The sequence below is a fragment of the Pseudomonas sp. F-14 TE3482 genome (assembly GCF_053629455.1).
This window is the reverse complement of the sequence record NZ_JBRJII010000001.1, coordinates 4,898,254-4,920,391: the sequence shown is the minus strand read 5'-3', so window position 1 is coordinate 4,920,391 and position 22,138 is coordinate 4,898,254. Positions and strand designations below refer to the sequence as shown.

Sequence of the window (22,138 nt, the reverse complement as noted above, 5' to 3'; positions counted from 1 at the left end):
AGTTTATTCGGATGAACGCTAAAGTTGAAAGTATCGGTTTGCAAAAACAAGTATCACTGCAGAGCGGCGGTGTCATTCTCCTTGATCCCGCCATTATCCCGGATCAAACTTTACCGGGAGGTGACTTGCGGATTCCGGTCGCCGTACTCGGTGCCAATCTGGAATATGAAATTCCCAGACCCGTCACCGAGCATGCCCGGGATACTTTGAGTGTATTTTTGCGAGTCAAAGGCGACCCAACACAGATCCCCCTTGAAACTCGAAGACCTCTGGGTCCGCTGGTTGATCGCGCATGGCCATTACCATTGGAAGTGCCGCTCGCGAGACTTGTAGAACTGAGCACTCCCGAAGCGCCCACTCAGTACGAACTGGTTTATGTGATGTATGCCGCGGGCGTCAACCCAAGTCCCGAAACTGTCAGTGAGTACCACATCGACAGGACAAAACCCTACCAGGTCAAGACGCCTGCTTCTGATTTTTCCCCTCCGGCAGCGACGTTCCCCGCCGACTTGCCGTTCAGTAAAGCTATCGATGACGAATACATCGGCGCAAACCCCAACGGTATCGTGATCACACTACCAATAGCAGATAACTACGAGGCCACAGACAAATGCGACGTTTATTGGGGCGATCCTGCGGATCCCGCTTATGCCACACCTGTATTGGAAGACGTCCTGGTGCCTGGTGACGGCAAAGTCACGCTACCGATTTTGATTTTCGTAAACTCCAAAGAAGGCTTGAATACGCTGACGTTTGTGGTGAAAGACTTGCCAGGCAACATCAGTAAAAGGTCGAAGGCGAATCAACGTAACGTTCAGCGCTTGGCACCACCTGTGGCCGAAAAGCCCGTCGTTCCGCTGGCGGACGGGACGGACGGCGATACCTTGATTAATGTGGCAGACTGCGCTCAGGGTGTGACGGTCGAAGTTCCAGTTCCGCAACCGAGCTCTCCCAATGACACGATCATTGCCCGTTGGCACAATATTGATCTGCCTGAGCAACGCGTGGGAACAAATACAACACTTGTTTTTCCAGTGGATTACACCACTGTCATTAAAGTCGCTTATGGCGCGACCGACGGTGTCGTTCCCACAAAGGTCAGCTATGTCATGTTACGTGGATCAGGCAATGTCATCGCGGAGGAAGAAACTGAAATTGATGTAGATATTTCCTATCCTGGCCCGGTAAACCCCGGCGAGCCGGATCCGGTCAACCGTGATCTGGAGCTTCCTCGTCTGGTTTCCTCGCAAGGTGTTGACAATGAACTTGACGATAACGACTACGACCAATCTGCGGATGTATTTATTCAGCTATATAACGTTCCTGCAACTGAATCAGGGCAAAGCATAACGGTTTGGTACGATGATAACGAACTTAGTCCATCTTATTTTTTGCAGCCGGGGGAGGAAGGCAGCGAAATTAAAGCAGGGACGGTCCCATGGGATATTATTGCGAAAAAGCCAAGTGGGACGGTGAAGTTGAAATGGGTATTGTCGGCCGTGCTGGGTAACAACCCTGTCTGGTCAAGAGAGCAGGACGTCATTGTTGATATCACTAAGATCGATTTGCCGAAGCCATTGGTGCAAGGGCTTGAGAATGATGCAATTGCTTGCCCTACATTGAACTTCGTACCGCCAGGCGATGGAACGACTCGTCGCAACTTGAAAGTTGTTATTCCATTCAGCCCCTCGCTTCTCGATACTAGAGTGGTGACGCTGAAGTGGGGCGGGTATACGGATGAAAATGCGACGATCCCTATTCCAGGTACCGAAGTTACCAAAGACCATACCATTGTCGGAACAGTGCCTGCGGAAGGGATAGAGATGGATATTGGTGACTATACGGCTAATTTCAAACCGGTAACGGATGGTTTCGGGAAGTTAACCTATAGCGTGACGGGGGTTGTGCAAGAGTCGGATGAAGCAATTCACTTTGTATTTTTGTTGGATAATAATGACGACTTTTGTGAAATTGCTAATCCCCCTAACTGATACATAAGTATCGAGCGGTGGGCGTGAAATTTGTTTTTCATGCCCGCCTGTCTCTTGGGTGCGGATTCCGGAGGAGTTATCACCCCCTATATCAAGAAAAGTCCTACATAAAACTGCGCAATTACTCGATAGCCTAGCGAATCTTTGTAGGCAGGCCGTTGGTTTCCAGCACCTGCCGCAGGAAACCGAACACGCATTTTTTGAAGCAGGTGTCCAGTATGCAACTCAATCCTATACCGCTTTCCGGTTTCGCCTTACGAACAGGGGGGCTCTACATCTCGTTACTGATATTTTCCTCCCTTGCTATTGCTGCTCCAATTGTCGGAGGTAACGTTACCCTCAACAATGGCGCGCCTGTAGAGAGTTGGTTTTTGACCCAGGGCGCAACCCTGTCGGTCAATAACGCTCAGACTCTGGGTATTGATGCGGACAGTTCAACGGTCAATGTCAACGTGGGCGGTAGCACCCAGACTATATCGGCAAGAAACAACTCTACCGTCAATCTGAGTGGCGCCACGGTGGCCGGCGACAATGGGCAATCCGGACTTGAGTTAGTCTCTAGTGAGGGCAATATCGATAACAGCACCGTAAGCGGGGATTTTTTTGGGATATCGGCTGTACGGTTTTCCACCACCGAGGACGGCTCCACGGTCAATGTCACGGGCAAAAGCACCATCACAGGCGTGGATGCCGGTGCATTTGCGTCTTCCCACAGCCTAATCAATGTCACCGATTCCTCCCTTGAGGGCACGGCCGACACGGGCTATGGCTTGTGGCTTCAGAGTGCCGATGCCGTTGCCAAAAACAGTACGATCATCGGTGGAAAAGATGGAGTGTTCATCGAGCTTGATCAAACCGGCGTGGCTCCCGCCACTCTGAGTCTCGACAACACCACTGTCCAGGGAAAAAGCGGCTCGGCCATTGTGGTGGACTTCGATAATTTTGAACGTTCAACGGCCACTCTGACATTGAACAACTCCAGACTTCTGGCCAGCAACGATACGCTACTCGAAGTCAAGGGGGGCGCCAATGTGTCGATGATCGTCAATGGCAGTACGTTGAACGGCAATGTTGTCACCGAGTCCGGCAGCACTACTGAGCTGACGCTACAGAACAACTCCGTGCTTACCGGACGTCTAGAAAATGTTGCCAGCGCAACGATCAATGACACTGCCCAATGGGTACTGGTGGGCGACAGTCAGGTAGGAAAACTGGCTCTCAATGGCGGTTCGGTGAAGTTCGGGGCAGAAAACGCTTTTTATCAATTGAATGTGACTGACCTGTCAGGTAATGGACGGTTCTTAATGGGCACTAACTTGGCCACGGGGCAGACTGACTTGTTGAATGTCACAGGAACAGCCACTGGCTCTCATGAACTGGTAATCGCCAGCAGTGGTACTGAACCTGCTGCTGGTCAGCCCGTCACTGTCGTGAAAACTGCCGGTGGTGATGCCCGGTTTTCTCTGTTCAATAATGTAGTTGATCAGGGGGCCTATTCTTATGCTCTGGCCAAAAGTGGCAACGACTGGATCCTGGACCCGAGTACGCGCACTGTCAGCCCGGGCGCACGGTCGGTATTGGCACTGTTCAATACACCATTGCCTACCTGGTATGGCGAGTTGACGTCGCTACGTACCCGCATGGGCGAGTTGCGTTTCAATCCCGGCCAATCCGGAGCCTGGGGACGTACCTATGGCAATAAATTCGAAATCGCCGATGGTTCCGGGGTGGGTTACCGGCAGACCCAGCGGGGTTTTACCCTCGGCGCAGATGCGGCATTGGGGGATAGTCAATGGCTGGTGGGGGTAATGGGGGGCCACAGCAGCTCCGATCTTGATCTTGACGCCGGCACTTCAGGTAATGTCGACAGTTACTATCTGGGCACTTACGCCACCTGGCTGGATACGAGCAGTGGTTACTACGCGGATGCGGTGCTGAAAGTGAACCGCTTTCGTAACGAAGCCAAAGTCAGCCTGAGTGATGGCGCCAGGGCTAAAGGCGACTACGACAACACCGGGGTGGGGGGCTCTGTCGAATTCGGTCGGCATATCAAGCTTGATGATGGTTATTTCATTGAGCCGTTTACCAAGTGGTCCGCCGTGGTTATTCAGGGTAAACACTTCTCCTTGGATAACGATCTGCAGGCAGATGGGGATCGGGCGCGGTCACTGCTGGGTGAAGTTGGCATGACGGCTGGGCGCAACTTTAAAATGAAAGACGATATCACGCTGCAACCCTACGTGCGTGTTTCCGGTGCTTACGAGTTCGAAAAGAACAACGAAGTGCAGGTCAACGACAAGGTGTTCCAGAATAATCTTTCCGGGTCGCGTGTGCTATTGGGTACGGGTATAGCCGCCTCGATGACAAACAACCTGCAAGTTCATGCGGACTATGAGTACAGCGATGGCAAAAACTTTCGTCAACCGGGTGGGCTGACGTTAGGTCTACGTTACGCGTTTTAATAAATAATCGAGTTAAAAAAAAGGAGCCCTTGGGCTCCTTTTTTATTAACATTTATTTAGTTGGGTTTAGTTTTTTGCTTGTTCATTCAGCAATACACCCCGGTGGATTTAGGGCGGCGAGGAATTCTACGTGCGCGTGCAGTCGGGTGCGCTTCGAAGTCGATTTTCAGGTTTACTGTCTTGCGGGTATCCTCGTCCAGATTTTCAAGAGTCGCGCTGATTTCACCCGAAAATGTTGAGCTCGCAGTGTCGTATTGAACCCTGGCAATGCCTTGGTATTGTGTATAGATCACAGGTTTGGCCGGTACCGAACTGTCAATAAAAAGCACCCGAACAGTATAAGCATCTGGATATAGCCCGTAGCTGCCATCGGCAAACCCTTTGGAAAATGAAATTTTCAGTTCTTTAGTGGTATACGCCGGGGCGGGCGCCCGCTCTGTGGCGAGCATGACATAGGCCTCGCCATGAGGAGGGGGATATATCGCTTCTGAAAACTCCACCAGACCGGCTTCAAATGTTCCAGTCCCATCGATTGTTCCTTTGCATGTCCCCAATACCGCAGGTAACATGGCCACTTTCGCAAATGCGTTCATTGATGCAGTCTCCACTGTCATGACAAGTGATATCTCGCCATAGGAACTGCAGGCGGGATTGGTATATAAAATGCCAGTGTGACAAACTTGTAAACTGTCAAACCTGACAGTTTACAAGCGGGTATTGATGTGAGTGTATTGACGGGGCGGTGCGTTTAATTGAGGGCTTAGAGTTCATTACTCGGGGGGCGGAACCTCGCGAGTAATCTGCCTTCAGTATTTGCAGCCATCAACCAAACAACCCCGCCGCAATATTGATCGAAAACCCCAGAATCGCCGTATTAAACACAAATCCAATCAACGATTGCGCCAGCACGATCTTGCGCAAATCCCGCGTCGCCACGCCCACATCGGCTGTTTGCACCGCCACACCGATGGTGAATGAGAAATACAAAAAGTCCCAGTAATTGGGGGTTGTCAGGCCTTCGGCAAAACGCAGCGCCGGTTCCTTGCCGTTCCAGGTGTAATACAACCTTGCGTAGTGCACGCTGAAAATCACCCCGATCAGCAGCCATGAACCGATTACCGTCAATGCCGTGAAGCCGTAACGCAGCAGTTTGCGGGTGGTTTCCAGGTCCCGGCTGCCGGCGAGTTCGAAAGTGATGGTGGCGAGGCTGGCCAGCGCCGCGATGCTCACCAGCAGTAACACCAGACCGGCGTTTTCATCTTCGACTTCGGCAATGCGTTTGACGTCAGGGGCCTTGGCGCGCGCGGTGAGCCAGAGCATCAGCACTAGGTACGTCCAGACCCCGGTGTTCCAGCCGATGAGGATTTTGCCGATGATCGAGTCGGCCGGAGCCAGAATGCCCACCGCGATGCCGAGTGTGGCCGCGGCGGACAGGCGAGGGTGGGTGCGGGCGAGTAGGGGCATGAGAGCTCGATGGGCCTGGGTGTCTAAACACCTTAGCCCAGGTTGTGACCACAACGATAATCCCTTGTAGGAGCGAGGCTTGCCCGCGAAGAGGCCGTCACATTCAACATTAATGTCGACTGACGCACCGCCTTCGCGGGCAAGCCTCGCTCCTACAGGGGATGTGTTGTGGCTTAGATGTTTTTGTGGCGCTTGCGCACCAGTTTCATCACCACCACAAAAAACACCGGTACAAACACCACCGCCAAGGTCGCGGTGATCATCCCGCCAATCACCCCGGTGCCGATGGCTTGCTGGCTCGCCGAGCTGGCCCCGGTGGCAATCGCCAATGGCACCACGCCAAGGATGAATGCCAGTGACGTCATGACAATCGGCCGCAGACGCAGGCGCGCGGCTTGCAGGGTGGCGTCGATCAGGTCGTGACCTTCGTCGTACAGGCTCTTGGCGAATTCGATGATCAGGATCGCGTTCTTCGCCGACAGGCCAATGATGGTGATCAGTCCGACCTTGAAGAACACATCGTTAGGCATCCCGCGCAGGGTCACGGCCAGTACCGCGCCGAGCACACCCAGCGGCACCACCAGCAACACCGAGGTTGGAATCGACCAACTCTCGTACAGCGCCGCCAGGCACAGGAACACGATCAGCAACGACAGCCCAAGCAGAATCGGTGCCTGACTGCCGGACAAACGTTCCTGCAACGATAGCCCGGTCCATTCCTGCCCCAATCCCGCCGGCCCTTGCGCCACCAATCGCTCGATTTCCGCCATGGCTTCGCCAGTGCTGTAGCCGGGCGCCGGTTCGCCGGAAATGCTGATGGCCGGGTAGCCGTTGTAACGGGTTAATTGCGCCGGGCCCTGGGTCCAGTTGGCCCGAACGAAAGCCGACAACGGCACCATGTTCTCGCCGTTGTTGCGCACGTGAATCTTCAGCAGGTCGTCGACCTGACTGCGCTGATCGCCTTCAGCCTGGACCACCACTCGCTGCATCCGTCCCTGATTGGGAAAGTCGTTGATGTAGGCCGACCCCACGGCGGTGGACAGCACGTTGCCGATGTCGGCAAACGAAATGCCCAAGGCGTTGGCTTGCTTGCGGTCGACTTCCAGTTGCACCTGCGGCGCTTCGGCCAGGGCGCTTTCGCGCACGTTCATCAGGATCGGGCTTTTTTCGGCCGCGGCCAGTAATTGGCTGCGCGCCTGCATCAGCGTGGCGTGGCCAAGGCCGCCACGGTCTTGCAGGCGGAACTCGAAACCACTGGAAGTACCGAGGCCGTCGACCGGCGGCGGCAGGACCGCAAAGGCCATGGCATCCTTGATCTGACTGAGCGCGATGTTGGCGCGGTCGGCAATCGAACTCGCCGAGTCGTCGCTGCCCCGATCCGACCAATCCTTGAGCGTGGTAAACGCCAGTGCGGCGTTCTGCCCGCTGCCGGAAAAACTGAAACCGAGAATCACCGTGCTGTCACCGACGCCCGGTTCGGTGGCGTTATGCGCTTCGATCTGCTCGACCACCTGCACCGTGCGGTTCTTGCTCGCGCCTGGTGGAAGTTGAATGTCGGTGATGGTGTAACCCTGGTCTTCCACCGGCAGGAACGAGGAGGGCAGACGACTGAAGCACAGCCCCAGACCGATCAGCAGCACGCCGTAGATCAACAGGTAACGCCCGGTGCGTTTCAGTGCATAGGCGACCCAGCCCTGATAACGCTCGGTCAGTTGTTCGAAGCGCCGGTTGAACCAGCCGAAGAAGCCGCCCTTGGCGTGATGTTCACCCTGAGCAATTGGCTTGAGCAGCGTCGCACACAGCGCCGGGGTCAAGGTCAGGGCGAGGAACGCCGAGAACAGGATCGACGTGGCCATGGAGAGCGAGAACTGCTGGTAAATCACCCCGACCGAGCCCTGCATGAACGCCATCGGAATGAACACCGCCACCAGCACCAGGGTAATGCCGATGATCGCCCCGGTGATCTGCTTCATCGCCTTGCGCGTTGCGTCCTTGGGCGACAGGCCTTCGGTGGCCATGATCCGCTCGACGTTCTCCACCACCACAATCGCGTCGTCCACCAGAATGCCGATGGCCAACACCATGCCGAACATGGTCAGCACGTTGATCGAGAAGCCCAGTGCGAGCATGGTCGCGAAAGTGCCCATCAGCGCCACCGGCACCACCAGGGTCGGGATCAGCGTGTAGCGGATGTTTTGCAGGAACAGAAACATCACCGCAAACACCAGCACCATCGCCTCGATGAGGGTGTAGACCACCTTGGTAATCGAGACTTTGACAAAGGGCGAAGTGTCATACGGAATCTTGTATTCCACGCCGGCCGGGAAGTAGCGCGCCAGTTCGTCCATCTTCGCCCGCACCAGCGTCGCGGTGCTCAGGGCATTGGCGCCTGGCGACAGTTGCACGCTGACGGCGGTCGATGGTTTGCCGTTCAGCCGCGTGGAAAACTGATATTCCTGGCTGCCGATCTCGACCCGCGCCACATCGCGGATGCGCACGGTTGAACCGTCCGGATTGGCTTTGAGCACGATATCGGCGAATTCTTCGGGTGTCGACAGCTGACCTTTGACCAGAATGGTCGCGGTGATTTCCTGGGTGGTGCGGGTTGGCAAGTCGCCGATGCTGCCCGCCGAAACCTGGGCATTTTGCGCAACGATGGCGGCGTTGACATCGGCCGGGGTCAGGTTGAATCCGATCAACTTGCGCGGGTCGATCCAGATCCGCATCGCCCGTTCAGCACCGTACAACTGGGCCTTGCCGACGCCGTCCAGACGCTTGATCTCGTTCATCACGTTGCGCGCCAGGTAGTCGCTGAGCGCCACGTCGTCGAGCTTGCCATCGCTGGAGGTAAGAGTGATCAGCAGCAGGAAACCGGCGGAGACTTTCTCCACCTGCAAGCCTTGCTGAGTGACCGCTTGCGGCAAGCGCGACTCGACTACTTTCAGGCGGTTTTGCACGTCGACCTGCGCCATTTCCGGGTCAGTGCCCGGCTGGAACGTCGCAGTGATGGTGGCGCTGCCGAGGCTGCTCTGGGATTCGAAATACAGCAGATGGTCCGCGCCGTTGAGCTCTTCCTCGATCAGGCTGACCACGCTTTCGTCCACGGTCTGCGCCGAAGCGCCGGGGTAGGTGGCATAGATTTCGACTTTCGGCGGCGCAACGTTCGGGTACTGCGCCACCGGCAACTGCACAATGGCCAGCGCACCGGCCAGCAGGATGAACAAGGCGATCACCCAGGCGAACACCGGGCGGTCGATAAAGAACTGCGGCATAAAAAGCGTCCTGCTTACTGACCAGAAACCTGGGCAAGGGGAAGAGGGGTGTCATCGATCTGGACTTTTTCACCGGGGCGCGCATGTTGCAGGCCTTCAGTGACAATGCGGTCGCCGGGTTTGAGACCGTTGGTGACGATCCAGCGATCGTTCTGCACTGCGCCCAGTTCGACCGGTTGCTGGCCGACCCGCTGTTCGGCATCGAGCAGCAGCACTTGGGCAATACCGGCACTGTCACGCTGGATGGCCCGTTGCGGCACGCTGATGCCTTGCTGATTGAACGCTTGCTCCAGGCGCACGCGAACGAAGCTGCCCGGCAACAAGTCGAGGTCCGGGTTGGGGAACTCGCTGCGCAGGATGATCTGGCCGGTGCCCGGGTCGACGGTGATGTCGGTGAACAGCAACTTGCCCGGCAGCGGGTAGAGGCTGCCGTCGTCCTGAATCAAGGTGGCTTTGGCCTGACCTTGGCCCACTTCTTTTAACTGGCCGGAACGGAACGCCCGGCGCAGGTCGTTGAGTTCACGGGTCGATTGCGTCAGGTCAGCGTGGATCGGGTTCAACTGCTGAATCAGTGCCAGCGGCGTGGTTTCGTTCTGCCCGACCAGCGCGCCTTCGGTCACCAGTGCGCGGCCGATGCGTCCGGAAATCGGCGCGGTGACGGTGGCGTAACCCAGGTTCAGTTTCGCCCGCTCCACGGCGGCTTTGTTGGCAGCGACATCGGCGGCGGTCTGCCGGGCATTGGCCCGGGCGTTGTCATAATCCTGACCGCTGATGGCGTTGCCTTCGATCAACTGGGCGTAGCGCTGTTCCTGCAATCTGGCCTGGAACGCATTGGCTTCGGCCTTGCGCAATGCGGCTTCGGCGCTGTCCAGATCGGCCTTGAACGGCGCCGGGTCGATACGGAAAAGAACGTCGCCTTTTTTTACGTCGGTGCCTTCACGGAAGGCCTGCTGCAACACCACGCCGGCGACTCGGGCGCGCACTTCGGCGATGCGTGGCGCGACAATCCGCCCGCTCAGCTCGCTGCTGATCGACAGCGGCCGGGCTTCGACGGTTTCAACCCGCACGATGGCCAGCGGCGCCTGTTCTTCGGCGGTCGAGGACTGATCACAAGCACTCAGCGTCAATGCCAGTGCAATCAGGCTGAGCCGGGCAAGCAGATTCTTTGACATGTAGGTACCCCAATATTGACCCCCGTATCCTACGGGGGGTCGACGAGGGTAGCGGTGAAGCTTTGTAGGTGCTGTGTGAAATTGTGTAAGGGTTTTGCTCGCGCGGGCGTGAGGGCGTATATCCTTGGCGCCTTGAAATTTATTGCGACAGATGTACCGCTATCGCGGGCAAGCCCGCTCCCACAGTGGTCGGTGATGTTCACAAAATCTGTGTCCACATCAAATCCCTGTGGGAGCGGGCTTGCCCGCGATGAGGCCTCGCCAGTCACCACAGCACTTTCTGGAAACACCCCCATGCCCAACATCCTCCTGGTCGAAGACGACTCCGCGCTCTCCGAACTGATTGCCAGCTACCTGGAACGCAACGGCTATTGCGTCAGTGTGATCAGCCGTGGCGATCATGTGCGCGAACGGGCGCGGCTCAATCCTCCGGACCTGGTGATTCTCGATCTGATGCTGCCGGGGCTCGACGGTTTGCAGGTCTGCCGCTTGCTGCGAGCCGATTCGGCGACTTTGCCGATCCTGATGCTCACCGCCCGCGACGACAGCCACGATCAAGTGTTGGGCCTGGAAATGGGGGCCGACGATTACGTCACCAAACCTTGCGAACCACGGGTGTTGCTGGCCCGGGTGCGCACCTTGCTGCGCCGCAGCAGCCTCAGTGAACCGATGACCGCCAACGATCGCATTCTCATGGGCAACCTGTGCATCGACCTGTCCGAGCGCACCGTGACTTGGCGAGAGCAACTGGTCGAGCTGTCCAGCGGTGAATACAACCTGCTGGTGGTGCTGGCCCGGCATGCCGGCGAAGTACTGAGCCGCGACCAGATTCTGCAACGCTTGCGCGGTATCGAATTCAACGGCACCGACCGCTCGGTGGACGTCGCGATCTCCAAGTTGCGGCGCAAGTTCGACGACCACGCTGGCGAGGCGCGCAAGATCAAGACCGTGTGGGGCAAGGGCTACCTGTTCAGCCGCTCTGAATGGGAATGCTGAGTCGATGTTCAGAATCCTCTTTCGCCTCTATCTGGTAACCATTGTCTCGTTCAGCGCAGCGATTTACCTGGTGCCGGACCTGGTGATCCAGGTTTTCCATGAGCGCTTCGTGACCTATAACCTCGATTATTCCCGAGGTTTGCAAACGCTGATTGCCAAGCAGTTTCGCGCCGTGCCTTCAGAGCAGTGGCCAGCGCTGGCAACTGAGATGGACAAGGAATTCCAGCCGCTGGACATTGTGCTGGCCCGTAACGATGACGCCGAATTTACTCCGGATGAACGTGCGCGCTTGCAGCGCGGGGAAAACGTCGTGCGCATCGGCGATTGGGGCTGGCGCACCTTGGCCGTGGCGCCGTTGAACGAGCAACTGGTCGTGAAGATGGTCGTGCCGCCGGACCCGACGGACGTCAGTTGGTTGTACTGGAGCATCAACGTACTGATCGGCGCGACCATGCTCGCCTGTCTGTTGCTGTGGTTGCGCCCGCACTGGCGCGACCTGGAACGCCTCAAAGGCACCGCCGAACGCTTCGGCAAGGGCCACTTGAGCGAGCGCACGCAGATTTCCCCCAGCTCCAACATCGGTAGCCTGGCCCACGTGTTCGACACCATGGCTGGCGACATCGAAAACCTCCTCAACCAGCAACGCGATCTGCTCAACGCCGTGTCCCACGAACTGCGCACGCCACTGACGCGGCTGGATTTCGGCCTGGCCCTGGCGCTGTCCGATGACTTGCCGCCCACCAGCCGTGAACGTCTGCAAGGCCTGGTCGCGCACATTCGTGAACTGGATGAGCTGGTGCTGGAATTGCTGTCTTACAGCCGTTTGCAAAACCCGGGGCAGCTGCCGGAACAGGTCGATGTGTCGCTGGATGAGTTCATCGACAGCATTTTGGGCAGCGTCGATGAAGAGCTTGAGTCACCGCAAATCGTGATCGATGTGCTGCTTAACGGCCAGCTCGAACGCTTCTCACTGGACCCGCGCTTGACCGCTCGGGCGATCCAGAACCTGCTGCGCAACGCCATGCGGTACTGCGAAAAACGGATTCAGATCGGCGTGCAGGTGTGCCCCAAGGGCTGTGAGATCTGGGTGGATGACGATGGCATCGGCATTCCGGAAGAAGAGCGGGAGCGGATTTTCGAGCCGTTTTATCGGCTGGACCGCAGCCGGGATCGCGCAACGGGCGGGTTTGGTCTGGGCCTGGCAATCAGCCGCCGGGCGCTGGAAGCACAGAGCGGCACACTCACCGCGCAAGCGTCGCCGCTGGGTGGTGCGCGGTTCCGACTCTGGTTGCCGACACCTGTCTGAATCTTTCACCGTCCCTGTGGCGAGGGAGCTTGCTCCCGCTGGGTCGCGAAGCGGCCCCGAAATCTGACACCGCGGGCTTCAGACAGGGCGCGGGCTTCTGTTTTGCGACTGCTTCGCAGCCGAACGGGAGCAAGCTCCCTCGCCACAAGGAGTCATTGCCCATGGAGCTATGCATAATCGTTCAGCCAAGCAATTCGGTTGATGGAATCAACCCGACCCCAGCCCCCCGCATCCGGTCAATTGCCGCCGCCAGCGATCCATCCAGATCAATCGCCCGACACGCATCCGTCACCACAAACGCATTGAACCCCGCCGCCCGCGCGTCCAGCGCAGAAAACATCACGCAGAAATCCAGTGCCAGCCCGACCATGTAAACCGTGTCGATGCCGCGCTCTTTAAGGTATCCGGCCAAGCCTGTGGTCGTGGTTCGATCCGCCTCCAGAAACGCCGAATAGCTGTCGATGTCCGGATTGCAGCCCTTGCGAATGATCAGTTGGGCGTGGGGCAGATCCAGTCCCGCGTGGAACTCGGCGCCGGGTGTGGCCCGTACGCAATGCTCAGGCCAAAGCGTTTGTTCACCGTAAGGCAACTGAATCACGTCGTAAGGGTTGCGCCCCGGGTGGCTGGAAGCGAATGAGGCATGGCCGGGCGGATGCCAGTCCTGGGCAATGATGACCTGCTTGAACCGGCGCCCGAGCTGGTTGATCAAGGGCACGATCAGGTCGCCCTCCGGCACCGGCAGTTGACCACCGGGAATGAAGTCGTTCTGTACGTCGATAACCAGCAGGGCTGCTCGTGAAGAGATTGGCATGGGCGGGTTCCTCCTTGGAAAGTCCGGTGCAAGCATAGTGACAACTTGGCTGGCGCGCTAAGCCGGTTTCTCATTAATTTCGGTGGTGTGGTAGCGAGCCCCCCGGAACAGTCCCGCATTTGGCCGAACCGCTGCCTTACTGCCAGCACAGATGCCTTGTTATAGTTCAGGCCTCGTTTTCTACCCGGTAAAGGATCACTGCCATGTCTCAATACACCGCCTTCAGCGTCGAACTGGCCGATAACATCGCCCATGTGCAGATCAATCGTCCGGAAAAGATCAATTCGATGAACGCCGCGTTCTGGAGCGAGATCATCGAGATTTTCCAGTGGATCGACGATACCGATGAAGTCCGGGTGGTGGTGCTCAGTGGTGCCGGCAAGCATTTTTCTTCCGGGATCGATCTGATGATGCTCGCCGGCGTGGCCAATGAGTTGGGCAAGGATGTCGGGCGCAATGCACGTATCCTGCGGCGCACGGTCCTCAGGCTGCAAGCCTCGTTCAATGCCGTCGACAACTGCCGCAAACCGGTGCTGGCGGCGATTCAGGGTTATTGCCTGGGCGGCGCCATCGACCTGATCTCGGCCTGCGACATGCGTTACGCCGCCGAGGACGCGCAATTTTCCATCAAGGAAATCGACCTCGGCATGGCGGCCGATGTGGGCACTTTGCAACGCTTGCCACGGATAATCGGTGACGGCATGCTGCGCGAACTGGCTTACACTGGTCGCACCTTTGGCGCCGACGAAGCGCGGTCCATCGGCCTGGTCAATCGCGTCTACAGCGACACCGCCAGCCTGCTTGAAGGTGTGATGGGCATTGCCCGTGAAATCGCCAGCAAGTCGCCGATTGCCGTCACTGGCACCAAAGAGATGATCAGCTACATGCGCGACCATCGCATCGACGACGGCCTCGAATACGTCGCCACCTGGAACGCCGCCATGCTGCAATCCACCGATCTGCGCGTGGCCATGGCTGCCCATATGAGCAAACAGAAACCCGAATTTCTGGATTGATTAACCATGATTTCACGCTGGACCACTGCAGTACTGGACACCGATCAACCCGGCGGCTGGGCCGTGGCGCGCAGCCCCGAAGGCTTTTTGTTCGATGACAATGGCGCGCTGTTTCCACGCGAATGGCTCAAGCGTCAGGACCTGTCGATTCTCGCCGAGCATGGCATCGGTCACCTGGATGGCGAACCGGTCTACCTGCTGGAGCTGCGCAGTCACAGCGAAGTACCGGGCTGCAACTGGAAAGGCCTGCGAGCGTTCATGCTTGAGGGTGATCACACTGTCTACAAGGTTCTCGGCTACGCCGCGCAAATCGGTACCTGGGCCCGTGAACATCGTTTTTGTGGCAATTGCGGGCAGGTGATGAGCCAGGTGCCGCGTGAGCGGGCGATGTACTGTGAGCCGTGTGATATACGCCACTATCCGCGCATTTCACCGAGCATGATCGTGCTGGTGACCCGTGGCGACGAGGTTCTGCTGGCTCGTTCGCCGCGTTTTGTCGCCGGGGTCTACAGTACGTTGGCGGGGTTTGCCGAGCCAGGTGAGTCGGCCGAGGACTGCCTGATTCGCGAGGTCCGCGAAGAGGTGCAGATCGAGGTCAAGAACATCCAGTACATGGGCAGTCAATGCTGGCCGTTCCCGCATTCGATGATGCTCGGTTTTCACGCCGAGTACGCCGGGGGCGAGATTGTCTGTCAGGAAGATGAGATCGAAGACGCCCAGTGGTTCAACGTGCACGAGCTACCGCCATTGCCGGCGTCACGCTCGATTGCCCGTTACCTCATCGATGTCTATGTGGCGCGGCGCTTAGGCCACGCTGAACCAGTGCTGCCAGGCTAACCGGACGGTCAAGCCGAGCACCACGGTGATGAACACAGGGCGAATGAATTTCGCACCGCCGCTGATGGCGGTGCGCGCGCCGAAGAAGGCGCCGACCATCACCGACAGGCCCATGCTCAGGCCGATGATCCAGTCCACCTGCCCGGAAAAGATGAACACCGACAGCGCTGCGATGTTGCTGACGAAGTTCATGCTGCGTGCCACGCCGCTGGCTTTGACCAGGTCGATGGGGTAGAGCAGCAGGCTGCTGACGGTCCAGAATGCACCCGTTCCCGGGCCGGCGACGCCGTCGTAGAAACCAAGACTGAAGCCCTGGCTCGATTGCCACTTCTTCTTGATCGGTGCGTCGCTGTCCAGCGGCGCCTTTGGTGTGCCGCCGAACAACAGGTACAGACCGCAGGCGAAAACGATCACCGGCAGCATCTTGTTCAGCCATTCCGCCGGCAGGTAATGAGCGACCACAGCACCGGTGAGTGCGCCCACCAGCGTGCCGACAATGGCGTGCATCCATTGTCGTGGATGAAACAGTTTGCGCCGGTAGAAAGTGAAACTGGCGGTGGCCGAGCCGAAGGTCGAACTGAGTTTGTTGGTGCCCAGCACCAGGTGCGGCGGCAGGCCGGCGGTCAGCAGCGCCGGGGTGGTCAACAGACCGCCACCGCCAGCGATGGCGTCGATGAAACCGGCGATGAAAGCGACGAGAGCCAGAACGGCCAGGGTGGTGAGGTCAACGCTGAGTTCGAAAGGCATGGAATGGGCTTATTCGGCAGGGTCGCAGAAAAGAGCTGCGGGGAAGGGCCGGTATCTTACCCATATCCAACTTCTGCGGCGACCTGTCTGGCCCGCGAAGACATCAGCCCAGGCGACACATCAGCCAATTGCCTCTGGTACGCCGAATCCTTGGTGAACACCAAAAAACCTGTGGGAGCCGGGCTTGCCCGCGATGACGGTTTCACATTCAACAAAAATGTTGTCTGTGACATCGCCATCGCGGGCAAGCCCGCTCCCACATGGGAACTCGGTGAAGTTACAGGCCCAGATCGGACAAGCCAGGGTGATCATCCGGCCGGCGGCCAAGCGGCCAGTGGAACTTGCGGTCGCTTTCCTTGATCGGCATGTCGTTGATGCAGGCGTAACGGTTGAACATCAAGCCGTTCTCGTCGAACTCCCAGTTCTCGTTACCGTAGGAACGGAACCAGTTGCCCGAATCGTCATGCCATTCGTAGGCATAACGCACAGCGATACGGTTGTCGCCATGGGCCCAGAGTTCCTTGATCAGCCGGTAATCCAGTTCCTTGGCCCATTTACGGGCCAGAAAATTTTTGGCTTCTTCGCGGTTGTGAGCGAACTCGGCGCGGTTACGCCACTGGGTGTCCAGGGTGTAGGCCAGGGACACCCGCTCCGGGTCGCGGGAGTTCCAGCCATCTTCGGCCAGGCGAACTTTTTCGATGGCCGATTCACGGGTAAACGGCGGCAATGGCGGACGAACTTCGGCAGTAGACATATTAAGTCTCCCTATCAAATTAACGTTCTAGCAAGTTGTCGGGCTTATTAAAGAGTGTTACAGGTCCAATAACTTTCGCGCCATGCATTGCGCATTATCGGCGGCACTGTGATCACCCATCACAAGCGCTACGGTAATGGCACCGTCGATCAGGATCAGCAGCTGTTTGGCCTGCGTCTCCGGGTCTGTTGCGCCATGTTCGGTACAGAGCTCGCACACGTAGTCGAGCAGTTTCTGTTTGTGGTCTTTGGCGACCAGGCGAACCGGGTCTTGCGCATCGCCGGTTTCGCCGCTGGTGTTAATGAATGCGCAACCGCGAAAGCCTTCGGAGGCGAACCAGGTCTTGAGCACGGTAAACAGGTTGAGCAGCCGCTCGGCCGGGGTTTGTGCCTTGCCGACTTCCGTTCGGTACCAATGCATCCAGCGCACATCACGGCGTTGCAGGGCCGCGACGGTAAGCTCCTCCTTGTTGGCGAAGTAGCGGTAAATACTTTTTCTGGAAACGCCGGCGGTTTTCACCAGAAGATCCATGCCGGTGGCAGCGATGCCACTTTTGTAGATCAACTTTTCGGTGACATCCAGAATGATGTCGCGTGTGTCGTTGCTAGTGATTTCGTTCATGTGGCTAACAGTAGAATGATCGTTCTCCTTGGTCAAGTGATTATTTTTGGCGCCTATGAAATTGCCATCGCGAGCAGGCTCGCTTCCACATTTGGAATGCATTCCCCTGTGGGAGCGAGCCTGCTCGCGATAGGGTCTTTACAGACACTAACAAGACCCAAGGCAATCCATGGTGTAAGCTCTCGGGTTCTTCGGATTCGACCTTTTGCGAGCCCTATGCCGTCGCTTTTCAAACGCTCTCTGCTGCCTAAACTGCGCAGTTTTCCGCTGACCGCCGATGCCGTCACCATCCTCTCTGGCGCCGCCGAGTTCCGTCGTTGCCTGCTGGAACAAATCGCTCAGGCAACCCGGCGCATCTATATCGTTGCGCTGTACCTGCAACAGGATGAGGCCGGGCAGGAAATCCTCGATGCCCTGCACGCCGCCAAACTGGCGCGTCCGGAACTGGACGTGGTACTGGTCGTGGACTGGTTGCGCGCCCAGCGCGGTTTGATCGGTGCCGGCAAGCAGCCGGGCAACGCGGCCTGGTATCAGGAAACGACCCGCACCCACGAAAGCGTTGTGCCGGTGTACGGCGTGCCGGTGCAGACCCGCGAGCTATTCGGCGTACTGCATCTGAAGGGCTTTGTGATCGACGATTGCGTGCTCTACAGCGGCGCGAGCCTGAACAACGTTTACCTGCACAAATTCGACAAGTACCGCTTCGACCGTTATCACCTGCTGCAGAATCACGCGCTGGCCGATTCGATGCAGCACCTGATTCAGCACGGTCTGATCGCCTCCAAAGCGGTGCATCGCCTCGACCTGCCGAACCTGCCGACCACCCGCAGCCTGCGTAACGACATCGGTGACCTGCGCAGCCGTCTCAAGCACGCGGCGTACGACACCACGGCGGGCAGCACGGCGAAGGGCGGTTTATCCGTCAGCCCCTTGCTCGGTGTGGGCAAGAACAACCCGTTGAGTCGGGTGATTTGCGAGCTGATCGCCAGTGCGCAACATCAGCTGACCATCTGCACGCCGTACTTCAACCTGCCGCTGGCGGTGACCCGGGAAATCAATCGGGCGCTGGCGCGGGGGGTGAAGATCGACATCATCGTCGGCGACAAAACCGCCAACGATTTCTACATCCCGCCCAGCGAGCCGTTCAAGGTGATCGCGGCGCTGCCATACCTTTACGAAATCAGCCTGCGACGCTTCGCCAAGCGCCATCAGCGCAGCATCGACAGTGGCAGGCTGAACCTGCATTTGTGGAAGGATGGCGACAACACCTATCACCTGAAGGGCATGTGGATCGATCAGCGCTATACCTTGCTGACCGGCAACAACCTCAATCCACGGGCGTTTCGTCTCGATCTGGAAAACGCGTTGCTGATCGATGATCCGAAAGGCGAATTACTGGCGCCGCGTGAAAAAGAGCTGACTGAAATTTTCCAGCACACCAGCCGCATCGAGCGGTATCAGGATCTGGAAACGCTGCCGGATTATCCGGCGGGAGTGGCCAAGTTTCTCAAGCGTGTGAGCCGGGTACGGATCGAGCGGTTGTTGTATCGGATTTTGTAGGGCTTAGCGCGGCGGGGCAGGTGTGGGCGACTGCGCAAATGCCATCGCGAGCAGGCTCGCTCCACAGGGATCTAGGCTGCCCACAGGGATCTGCGCCGGGCGGGTGGCTGCGCTAATATGCTCACCACTCAAACAAGAACAAGGCTCGCCTCGGTCAATGTCGGAAAAAGACACCATCTCCATTCAACTGGTGCGTGAAGCGCTGTTGCAAAGTTGCGCCCCGGGCGCTGCCACCGAAGAGGTGTTGAACAAGGTCGGCATCGATCCTGTGCTGCTGGAAACCACCGACGCCCGTGTTCCGGCCACCGCCTATGCGCGGTTGTGGCGCTTGCTGGCTCGGCGCGGGGACGATGAGTTTTTTGGCATGGACCCGCGCAAGCTCAAGTCCGGCAGTCTGGAGTTCCTGTGTCGCTGCTCGATGGTTCAGCCAAGCCTGGCCGCCGGGCTGACCTCGGGGCTGAGCTTTCTGTCATTGATGCTCGAACGCATGCCCGCGCAACTGGTTCGCCAGCAAAGCCTGGCGGAAATCGTCCTGCTGGAAAACGACGAAGACCCGCGCCGCGCCTTTACCTATTTCACTTACTGGATGATCGTGCATGGCGTGGCCTGCTGGCTGGCGGGGCGGCGGATACCGATCCTGGCCATCGAGTTGCGTTGCCCTGCGCCGGATTTTTGCGATGACTACCGGGTGATGTTCTCCGAGAACCTGCGGTTCGACCGGCCGCGCACGCGGATGATTTTCTCGGCTGACTGCCTGGATTTGTCGATCAAGCGCAGCCCTGAAGAACTGAAGCGATTCCTCGCCCATGCGCCGGCGAACATTCTGGTCAAATACCGCGATCCAGAGAGCCTGGCCAGCCGGATCAAACACGATCTGCGGCAACTGCCCGCCGAACACTGGCCGGAAACCGAGGCGCTGGCGCAGCAACTGTGCATGTCGGCCTCGACCCTGCGTAGGCGCCTGTCTGAAGAGGGCCAGACGTATCAGGGGCTCAAGGACAGTGTGCGCAAGGAACTGGCGATCGTCTGGCTGGCGGAGCCTGCCATCAGCTTCACCGAAATCGCCACCCGCTTGGGATTTGCCGATACCAGCTCGTTCTACAAGGCGTTTCGCAAGTGGTCGGGGTCTAATCCGGGGCATTATCGGAGTTTGATTCTTAACGAGGCTGACTGATCCGGATTTTCTGCTGCCTGTTCTGGCGTCATCGCGGGCAAGCCCGCTCCCACAGTGATATGCGGTGACCACAAAATGTTGTACACGCCGCAAAACCTGTGGGAGCGGGCTTGCCCGCGATGGCGGTTGTCCGGTAGCCACATCCTTCGAACCTTGGCCAAACCAGTCACACAACTTGATAGCTTTGACCATTGTCCCGCTCCCCGCGCAGAGCGAGTATTTCCCTGTTGTTTACGGTTCCCCCAACCTAATAAAAACACACAGGGATTCTGGCAATGCGCGATTACTTGTCTGCCACGTCACAGTTCAACTATCAGCACACCGTCGATGCCGCGCTCACAGGGTCGTTGAGCGCGCTCAATGCCTGCGTCGAGTGTTGCGACCGGCATGCCTTGCCGGGGCGCATCGCGCTGTTCTGGGAAGGCCGCGATGGCAGCAGCGCGACCTACACCTTCAGCGACTTGCAGGACAAAGCCGCGCGCTTCGCTAATTTCCTGCTGGCCCAGGGCGTGAAGAAGGGCGATAAAGTCGCCGGCCTCCTGCCACGCAACATCGAATTACTGATCACCGTGTTCGCCACCTGGCGCATCGGCGCGGTCTATCAGCCACTGTTTACTGCCTTCGGCCCGAAAGCCATTGAACATCGCCTCAATAGCTCCGGCGCCGCAGTCGTAGTAACCGACGCCGTCAATCGCCCGAAACTCGCTGAAGTGGCCGACTGCCCGACCATCGTCACCGTTGGCGGCCCGAAAGGCCAAGGTATTGTTCGGGGGGATTTCAGTTTCTGGGCCGAACTGGCCAACTATTCCAGCATCTGCGAACCGGTATTGCTGACTGGCGAAGACCCGTTCCTGTTGATGTTCACCTCGGGCACCACCGGCCCGTCGAAAGCCCTGTCGGTGCCGCTCAAGGCGATCGTCGCGTTCCAGAGCTACACCCGTGACGCGGTGGATTTGCGCCCTGAAGACGCGTTCTGGAACGTCGCCGATCCGGGGTGGGCCTACGGCATCTATTTCGGCGTCACCGGACCGATGGCGATGGGGCACCCGATCACCTTCTACGATGGCCCGTTCACCCTCGAAAGCACCTGTCGGGTAATTAACAAATACGGGATCACCAACCTCACCGGTTCGCCGACGGCCTATCGCTTGCTGATTGCCGGTGGCGATGAATTCTCCCGCTCGATCAAGGGCAAGCTGCGCATCGTCAGCAGCGCTGGCGAGCCGCTGAACCCGGAAGTGATCCGCTGGTTCGCCGATAACCTCGGCGTGGTGATTCACGACCATTACGGCCAGACCGAACTGGGCATGGTGTTGTGCAATCACCACGGCCTCGATCATCCGGTGCACGTCGGCGCTGCCGGTTTCGCCTCGCCGGGCCACCGCATCGTGGTGCTCGACGACGAATACAAAGAACTGGGCGTCGGCCAGCCCGGCATTCTGGCCATCGACCGGACCCAGTCGCCGATGTGCTGGTTCGGCGGTTACGAAGGCGCACCGACCAAGGCCTTCGTCGGCAACTATTACCTGAGCGGCGACACCGTCGAGTGGAACCCGGACGGCAGCATCAGCTTCGTCGGCCGCAGTGACGATGTGATCACCACCTCCGGCTACCGCGTCGGCCCGTTCGACGTGGAAAGCGCGCTGATCGAACACCCGGCAGTGGTCGAAGCCGCAGTGATCGGCAAGCCCGATCCGGAGCGTACCGAGTTGGTGAAAGCCTTCGTCGTGCTCAGCCCGCAATACCGTGCCGAACCTGCACTCGCCGAAGAGTTGCGCCAACACGTGCGCAAGCGTCTGGCGGCGCACGCGTACCCCCGTGAAATCGAATTTGTCAGCGAATTGCCGAAAACCCCAAGCGGCAAGTTGCAGCGCTTTATCTTGCGCAACCAGGAAATCGCCAGGGCTCAAGAGGCCGCCGCGAAGAACCTTTCAGCTTGAATCCAAGGAAACAAT

Annotated in this window: 17 protein-coding genes; 9 read left to right on the top strand and 8 right to left on the bottom strand. The window is 58.2% G+C overall.

Features of this window, described 5'->3' with window-relative positions:
- The first annotated feature begins 11 nt into the window (after positions 1 to 11).
- Positions 12 to 1,991 carry a hypothetical protein gene (locus tag AB7M26_RS22060; RefSeq protein WP_123497051.1) on the top strand — a complete coding sequence of 660 codons (1,980 nt, stop codon included), beginning with the start codon at positions 12 to 14 and terminating at the stop codon, positions 1,989 to 1,991.
- Positions 1,992 to 2,209: 218 nt separating this feature from the next.
- Entirely contained in the window at positions 2,210 to 4,453 is a 2,244-nt protein-coding gene (locus AB7M26_RS22055; protein WP_123497049.1) for an autotransporter outer membrane beta-barrel domain-containing protein, read from the top strand.
- An 86-nt stretch (positions 4,454 to 4,539) separates the two neighbouring features.
- On the opposite strand, the gene AB7M26_RS22050 is transcribed toward AB7M26_RS22055, so the two are convergent.
- From AB7M26_RS22050 to AB7M26_RS22035, 4 genes are all read right to left on the bottom strand, one after another.
- On the bottom strand, positions 4,540 to 5,046 hold the full coding sequence (locus AB7M26_RS22050) for a hypothetical protein (RefSeq protein WP_123497047.1): 507 nt from the start codon (positions 5,044 to 5,046) through the stop codon (positions 4,540 to 4,542).
- Between the two features lie 229 nt (positions 5,047 to 5,275).
- Positions 5,276 to 5,917 (bottom strand): DUF1345 domain-containing protein, encoded by a 642-nt coding sequence (locus tag AB7M26_RS22045; RefSeq protein WP_123497045.1) that lies wholly within the window; start codon positions 5,915 to 5,917, stop codon positions 5,276 to 5,278.
- A gap of 173 nt (positions 5,918 to 6,090) precedes the next feature.
- The gene (locus AB7M26_RS22040) at positions 6,091 to 9,189 is read right to left on the bottom strand and encodes an efflux RND transporter permease subunit (protein WP_123497043.1); all 3,099 of its coding nucleotides are present in this window, start codon (positions 9,187 to 9,189) and stop codon (positions 6,091 to 6,093) included.
- A 14-nt stretch (positions 9,190 to 9,203) separates the two neighbouring features.
- Positions 9,204 to 10,361 (bottom strand): efflux RND transporter periplasmic adaptor subunit, encoded by a 1,158-nt coding sequence (locus tag AB7M26_RS22035; RefSeq protein ID WP_123497041.1) that lies wholly within the window; start codon positions 10,359 to 10,361, stop codon positions 9,204 to 9,206.
- Positions 10,362 to 10,655: 294 nt separating this feature from the next.
- Here AB7M26_RS22035 and AB7M26_RS22030 point away from each other — a divergent pair, with 294 nt between their 5' ends.
- The gene (locus AB7M26_RS22030; RefSeq protein ID WP_007900125.1) at positions 10,656 to 11,357 is read left to right on the top strand and encodes a response regulator transcription factor; all 702 of its coding nucleotides are present in this window, start codon (positions 10,656 to 10,658) and stop codon (positions 11,355 to 11,357) included.
- A gap of 4 nt (positions 11,358 to 11,361) precedes the next feature.
- Entirely contained in the window at positions 11,362 to 12,663 is a 1,302-nt protein-coding gene (locus AB7M26_RS22025) for an ATP-binding protein (protein ID WP_123497037.1), read from the top strand.
- Between the two features lie 181 nt (positions 12,664 to 12,844).
- On the opposite strand, the gene pncA is transcribed toward AB7M26_RS22025, so the two are convergent.
- Positions 12,845 to 13,474 (bottom strand): bifunctional nicotinamidase/pyrazinamidase, encoded by a 630-nt coding sequence (gene pncA, locus AB7M26_RS22020; RefSeq protein ID WP_123497035.1) that lies wholly within the window; start codon positions 13,472 to 13,474, stop codon positions 12,845 to 12,847.
- Positions 13,475 to 13,677: 203 nt separating this feature from the next.
- On the opposite strand from pncA, the gene AB7M26_RS22015 reads away from it, so the two are divergent.
- Together AB7M26_RS22015 and nudC are read left to right on the top strand one after the other, a co-directional pair.
- Entirely contained in the window at positions 13,678 to 14,490 is an 813-nt protein-coding gene (locus AB7M26_RS22015) for a crotonase/enoyl-CoA hydratase family protein (protein WP_123497033.1), read from the top strand.
- Positions 14,491 to 14,496: 6 nt separating this feature from the next.
- Positions 14,497 to 15,327, top strand: coding sequence for an NAD(+) diphosphatase (gene nudC, locus AB7M26_RS22010; RefSeq protein ID WP_123497031.1), 831 nt, complete (start codon positions 14,497 to 14,499; stop codon positions 15,325 to 15,327).
- On the opposite strand, the gene AB7M26_RS22005 is transcribed toward nudC, so the two are convergent.
- The 3 genes from AB7M26_RS22005 to AB7M26_RS21995 form a co-directional block, all read right to left on the bottom strand.
- On the bottom strand, positions 15,295 to 16,074 hold the full coding sequence (locus AB7M26_RS22005) for a TSUP family transporter (RefSeq protein WP_095631017.1): 780 nt from the start codon (positions 16,072 to 16,074) through the stop codon (positions 15,295 to 15,297). The genes nudC and AB7M26_RS22005 overlap by 33 nt on opposite strands.
- A 277-nt stretch (positions 16,075 to 16,351) precedes the next feature.
- Entirely contained in the window at positions 16,352 to 16,828 is a 477-nt protein-coding gene (locus AB7M26_RS22000) for a nuclear transport factor 2 family protein (protein WP_123497029.1), read from the bottom strand.
- Positions 16,829 to 16,885: 57 nt separating this feature from the next.
- Complete coding sequence (locus tag AB7M26_RS21995) at positions 16,886 to 17,449, bottom strand: TetR/AcrR family transcriptional regulator (RefSeq protein WP_123497027.1); 564 nt, start codon at positions 17,447 to 17,449, stop codon at positions 16,886 to 16,888.
- Positions 17,450 to 17,665: 216 nt separating this feature from the next.
- On the opposite strand from AB7M26_RS21995, the gene pssA reads away from it, so the two are divergent.
- From pssA to AB7M26_RS21980, 3 genes are all read left to right on the top strand, one after another.
- Positions 17,666 to 19,009, top strand: coding sequence for a CDP-diacylglycerol--serine O-phosphatidyltransferase (pssA, locus tag AB7M26_RS21990; protein ID WP_123497025.1), 1,344 nt, complete (start codon positions 17,666 to 17,668; stop codon positions 19,007 to 19,009).
- Positions 19,010 to 19,166: 157 nt separating this feature from the next.
- Positions 19,167 to 20,183: an AraC family transcriptional regulator gene (locus AB7M26_RS21985; protein ID WP_123497023.1), complete on the top strand. Its 1,017-nt coding sequence runs from the start codon at positions 19,167 to 19,169 to the stop codon at positions 20,181 to 20,183.
- Positions 20,184 to 20,458: 275 nt separating this feature from the next.
- On the top strand, positions 20,459 to 22,123 hold the full coding sequence (locus tag AB7M26_RS21980; RefSeq protein WP_123497021.1) for an AMP-binding protein: 1,665 nt from the start codon (positions 20,459 to 20,461) through the stop codon (positions 22,121 to 22,123).
- The last annotated feature ends 15 nt before the right edge of the window (positions 22,124 to 22,138 follow it).

Coding starts and splice junctions, on each gene's coding strand:
- AB7M26_RS22025 (WP_123497037.1), top strand. CDS start 11,362: ATGTTCAGAATCCTCTTTCGCCTCTATCTGGTAACCATTGTCTCGTTC.
- AB7M26_RS21995 (WP_123497027.1), bottom strand. CDS start 17,449: ATGAACGAAATCACTAGCAACGACACACGCGACATCATTCTGGATGTC.
- nudC (WP_123497031.1), top strand. CDS start 14,497: ATGATTTCACGCTGGACCACTGCAGTACTGGACACCGATCAACCCGGC.
- AB7M26_RS22030 (WP_007900125.1), top strand. CDS start 10,656: ATGCCCAACATCCTCCTGGTCGAAGACGACTCCGCGCTCTCCGAACTG.
- AB7M26_RS22045 (WP_123497045.1), bottom strand. CDS start 5,917: ATGCCCCTACTCGCCCGCACCCACCCTCGCCTGTCCGCCGCGGCCACA.
- AB7M26_RS22055 (WP_123497049.1), top strand. CDS start 2,210: ATGCAACTCAATCCTATACCGCTTTCCGGTTTCGCCTTACGAACAGGG.
- AB7M26_RS22035 (WP_123497041.1), bottom strand. CDS start 10,361: ATGTCAAAGAATCTGCTTGCCCGGCTCAGCCTGATTGCACTGGCATTG.
- AB7M26_RS21980 (WP_123497021.1), top strand. CDS start 20,459: ATGCGCGATTACTTGTCTGCCACGTCACAGTTCAACTATCAGCACACC.
- AB7M26_RS22005 (WP_095631017.1), bottom strand. CDS start 16,074: ATGCCTTTCGAACTCAGCGTTGACCTCACCACCCTGGCCGTTCTGGCT.
- AB7M26_RS22060 (WP_123497051.1), top strand. CDS start 12: ATGAACGCTAAAGTTGAAAGTATCGGTTTGCAAAAACAAGTATCACTG.
- AB7M26_RS22040 (WP_123497043.1), bottom strand. CDS start 9,189: ATGCCGCAGTTCTTTATCGACCGCCCGGTGTTCGCCTGGGTGATCGCC.
- pssA (WP_123497025.1), top strand. CDS start 17,666: ATGCCGTCGCTTTTCAAACGCTCTCTGCTGCCTAAACTGCGCAGTTTT.
- AB7M26_RS22015 (WP_123497033.1), top strand. CDS start 13,678: ATGTCTCAATACACCGCCTTCAGCGTCGAACTGGCCGATAACATCGCC.
- AB7M26_RS22050 (WP_123497047.1), bottom strand. CDS start 5,046: ATGAACGCATTTGCGAAAGTGGCCATGTTACCTGCGGTATTGGGGACA.
- pncA (WP_123497035.1), bottom strand. CDS start 13,474: ATGCCAATCTCTTCACGAGCAGCCCTGCTGGTTATCGACGTACAGAAC.
- AB7M26_RS22000 (WP_123497029.1), bottom strand. CDS start 16,828: ATGTCTACTGCCGAAGTTCGTCCGCCATTGCCGCCGTTTACCCGTGAA.
- AB7M26_RS21985 (WP_123497023.1), top strand. CDS start 19,167: ATGTCGGAAAAAGACACCATCTCCATTCAACTGGTGCGTGAAGCGCTG.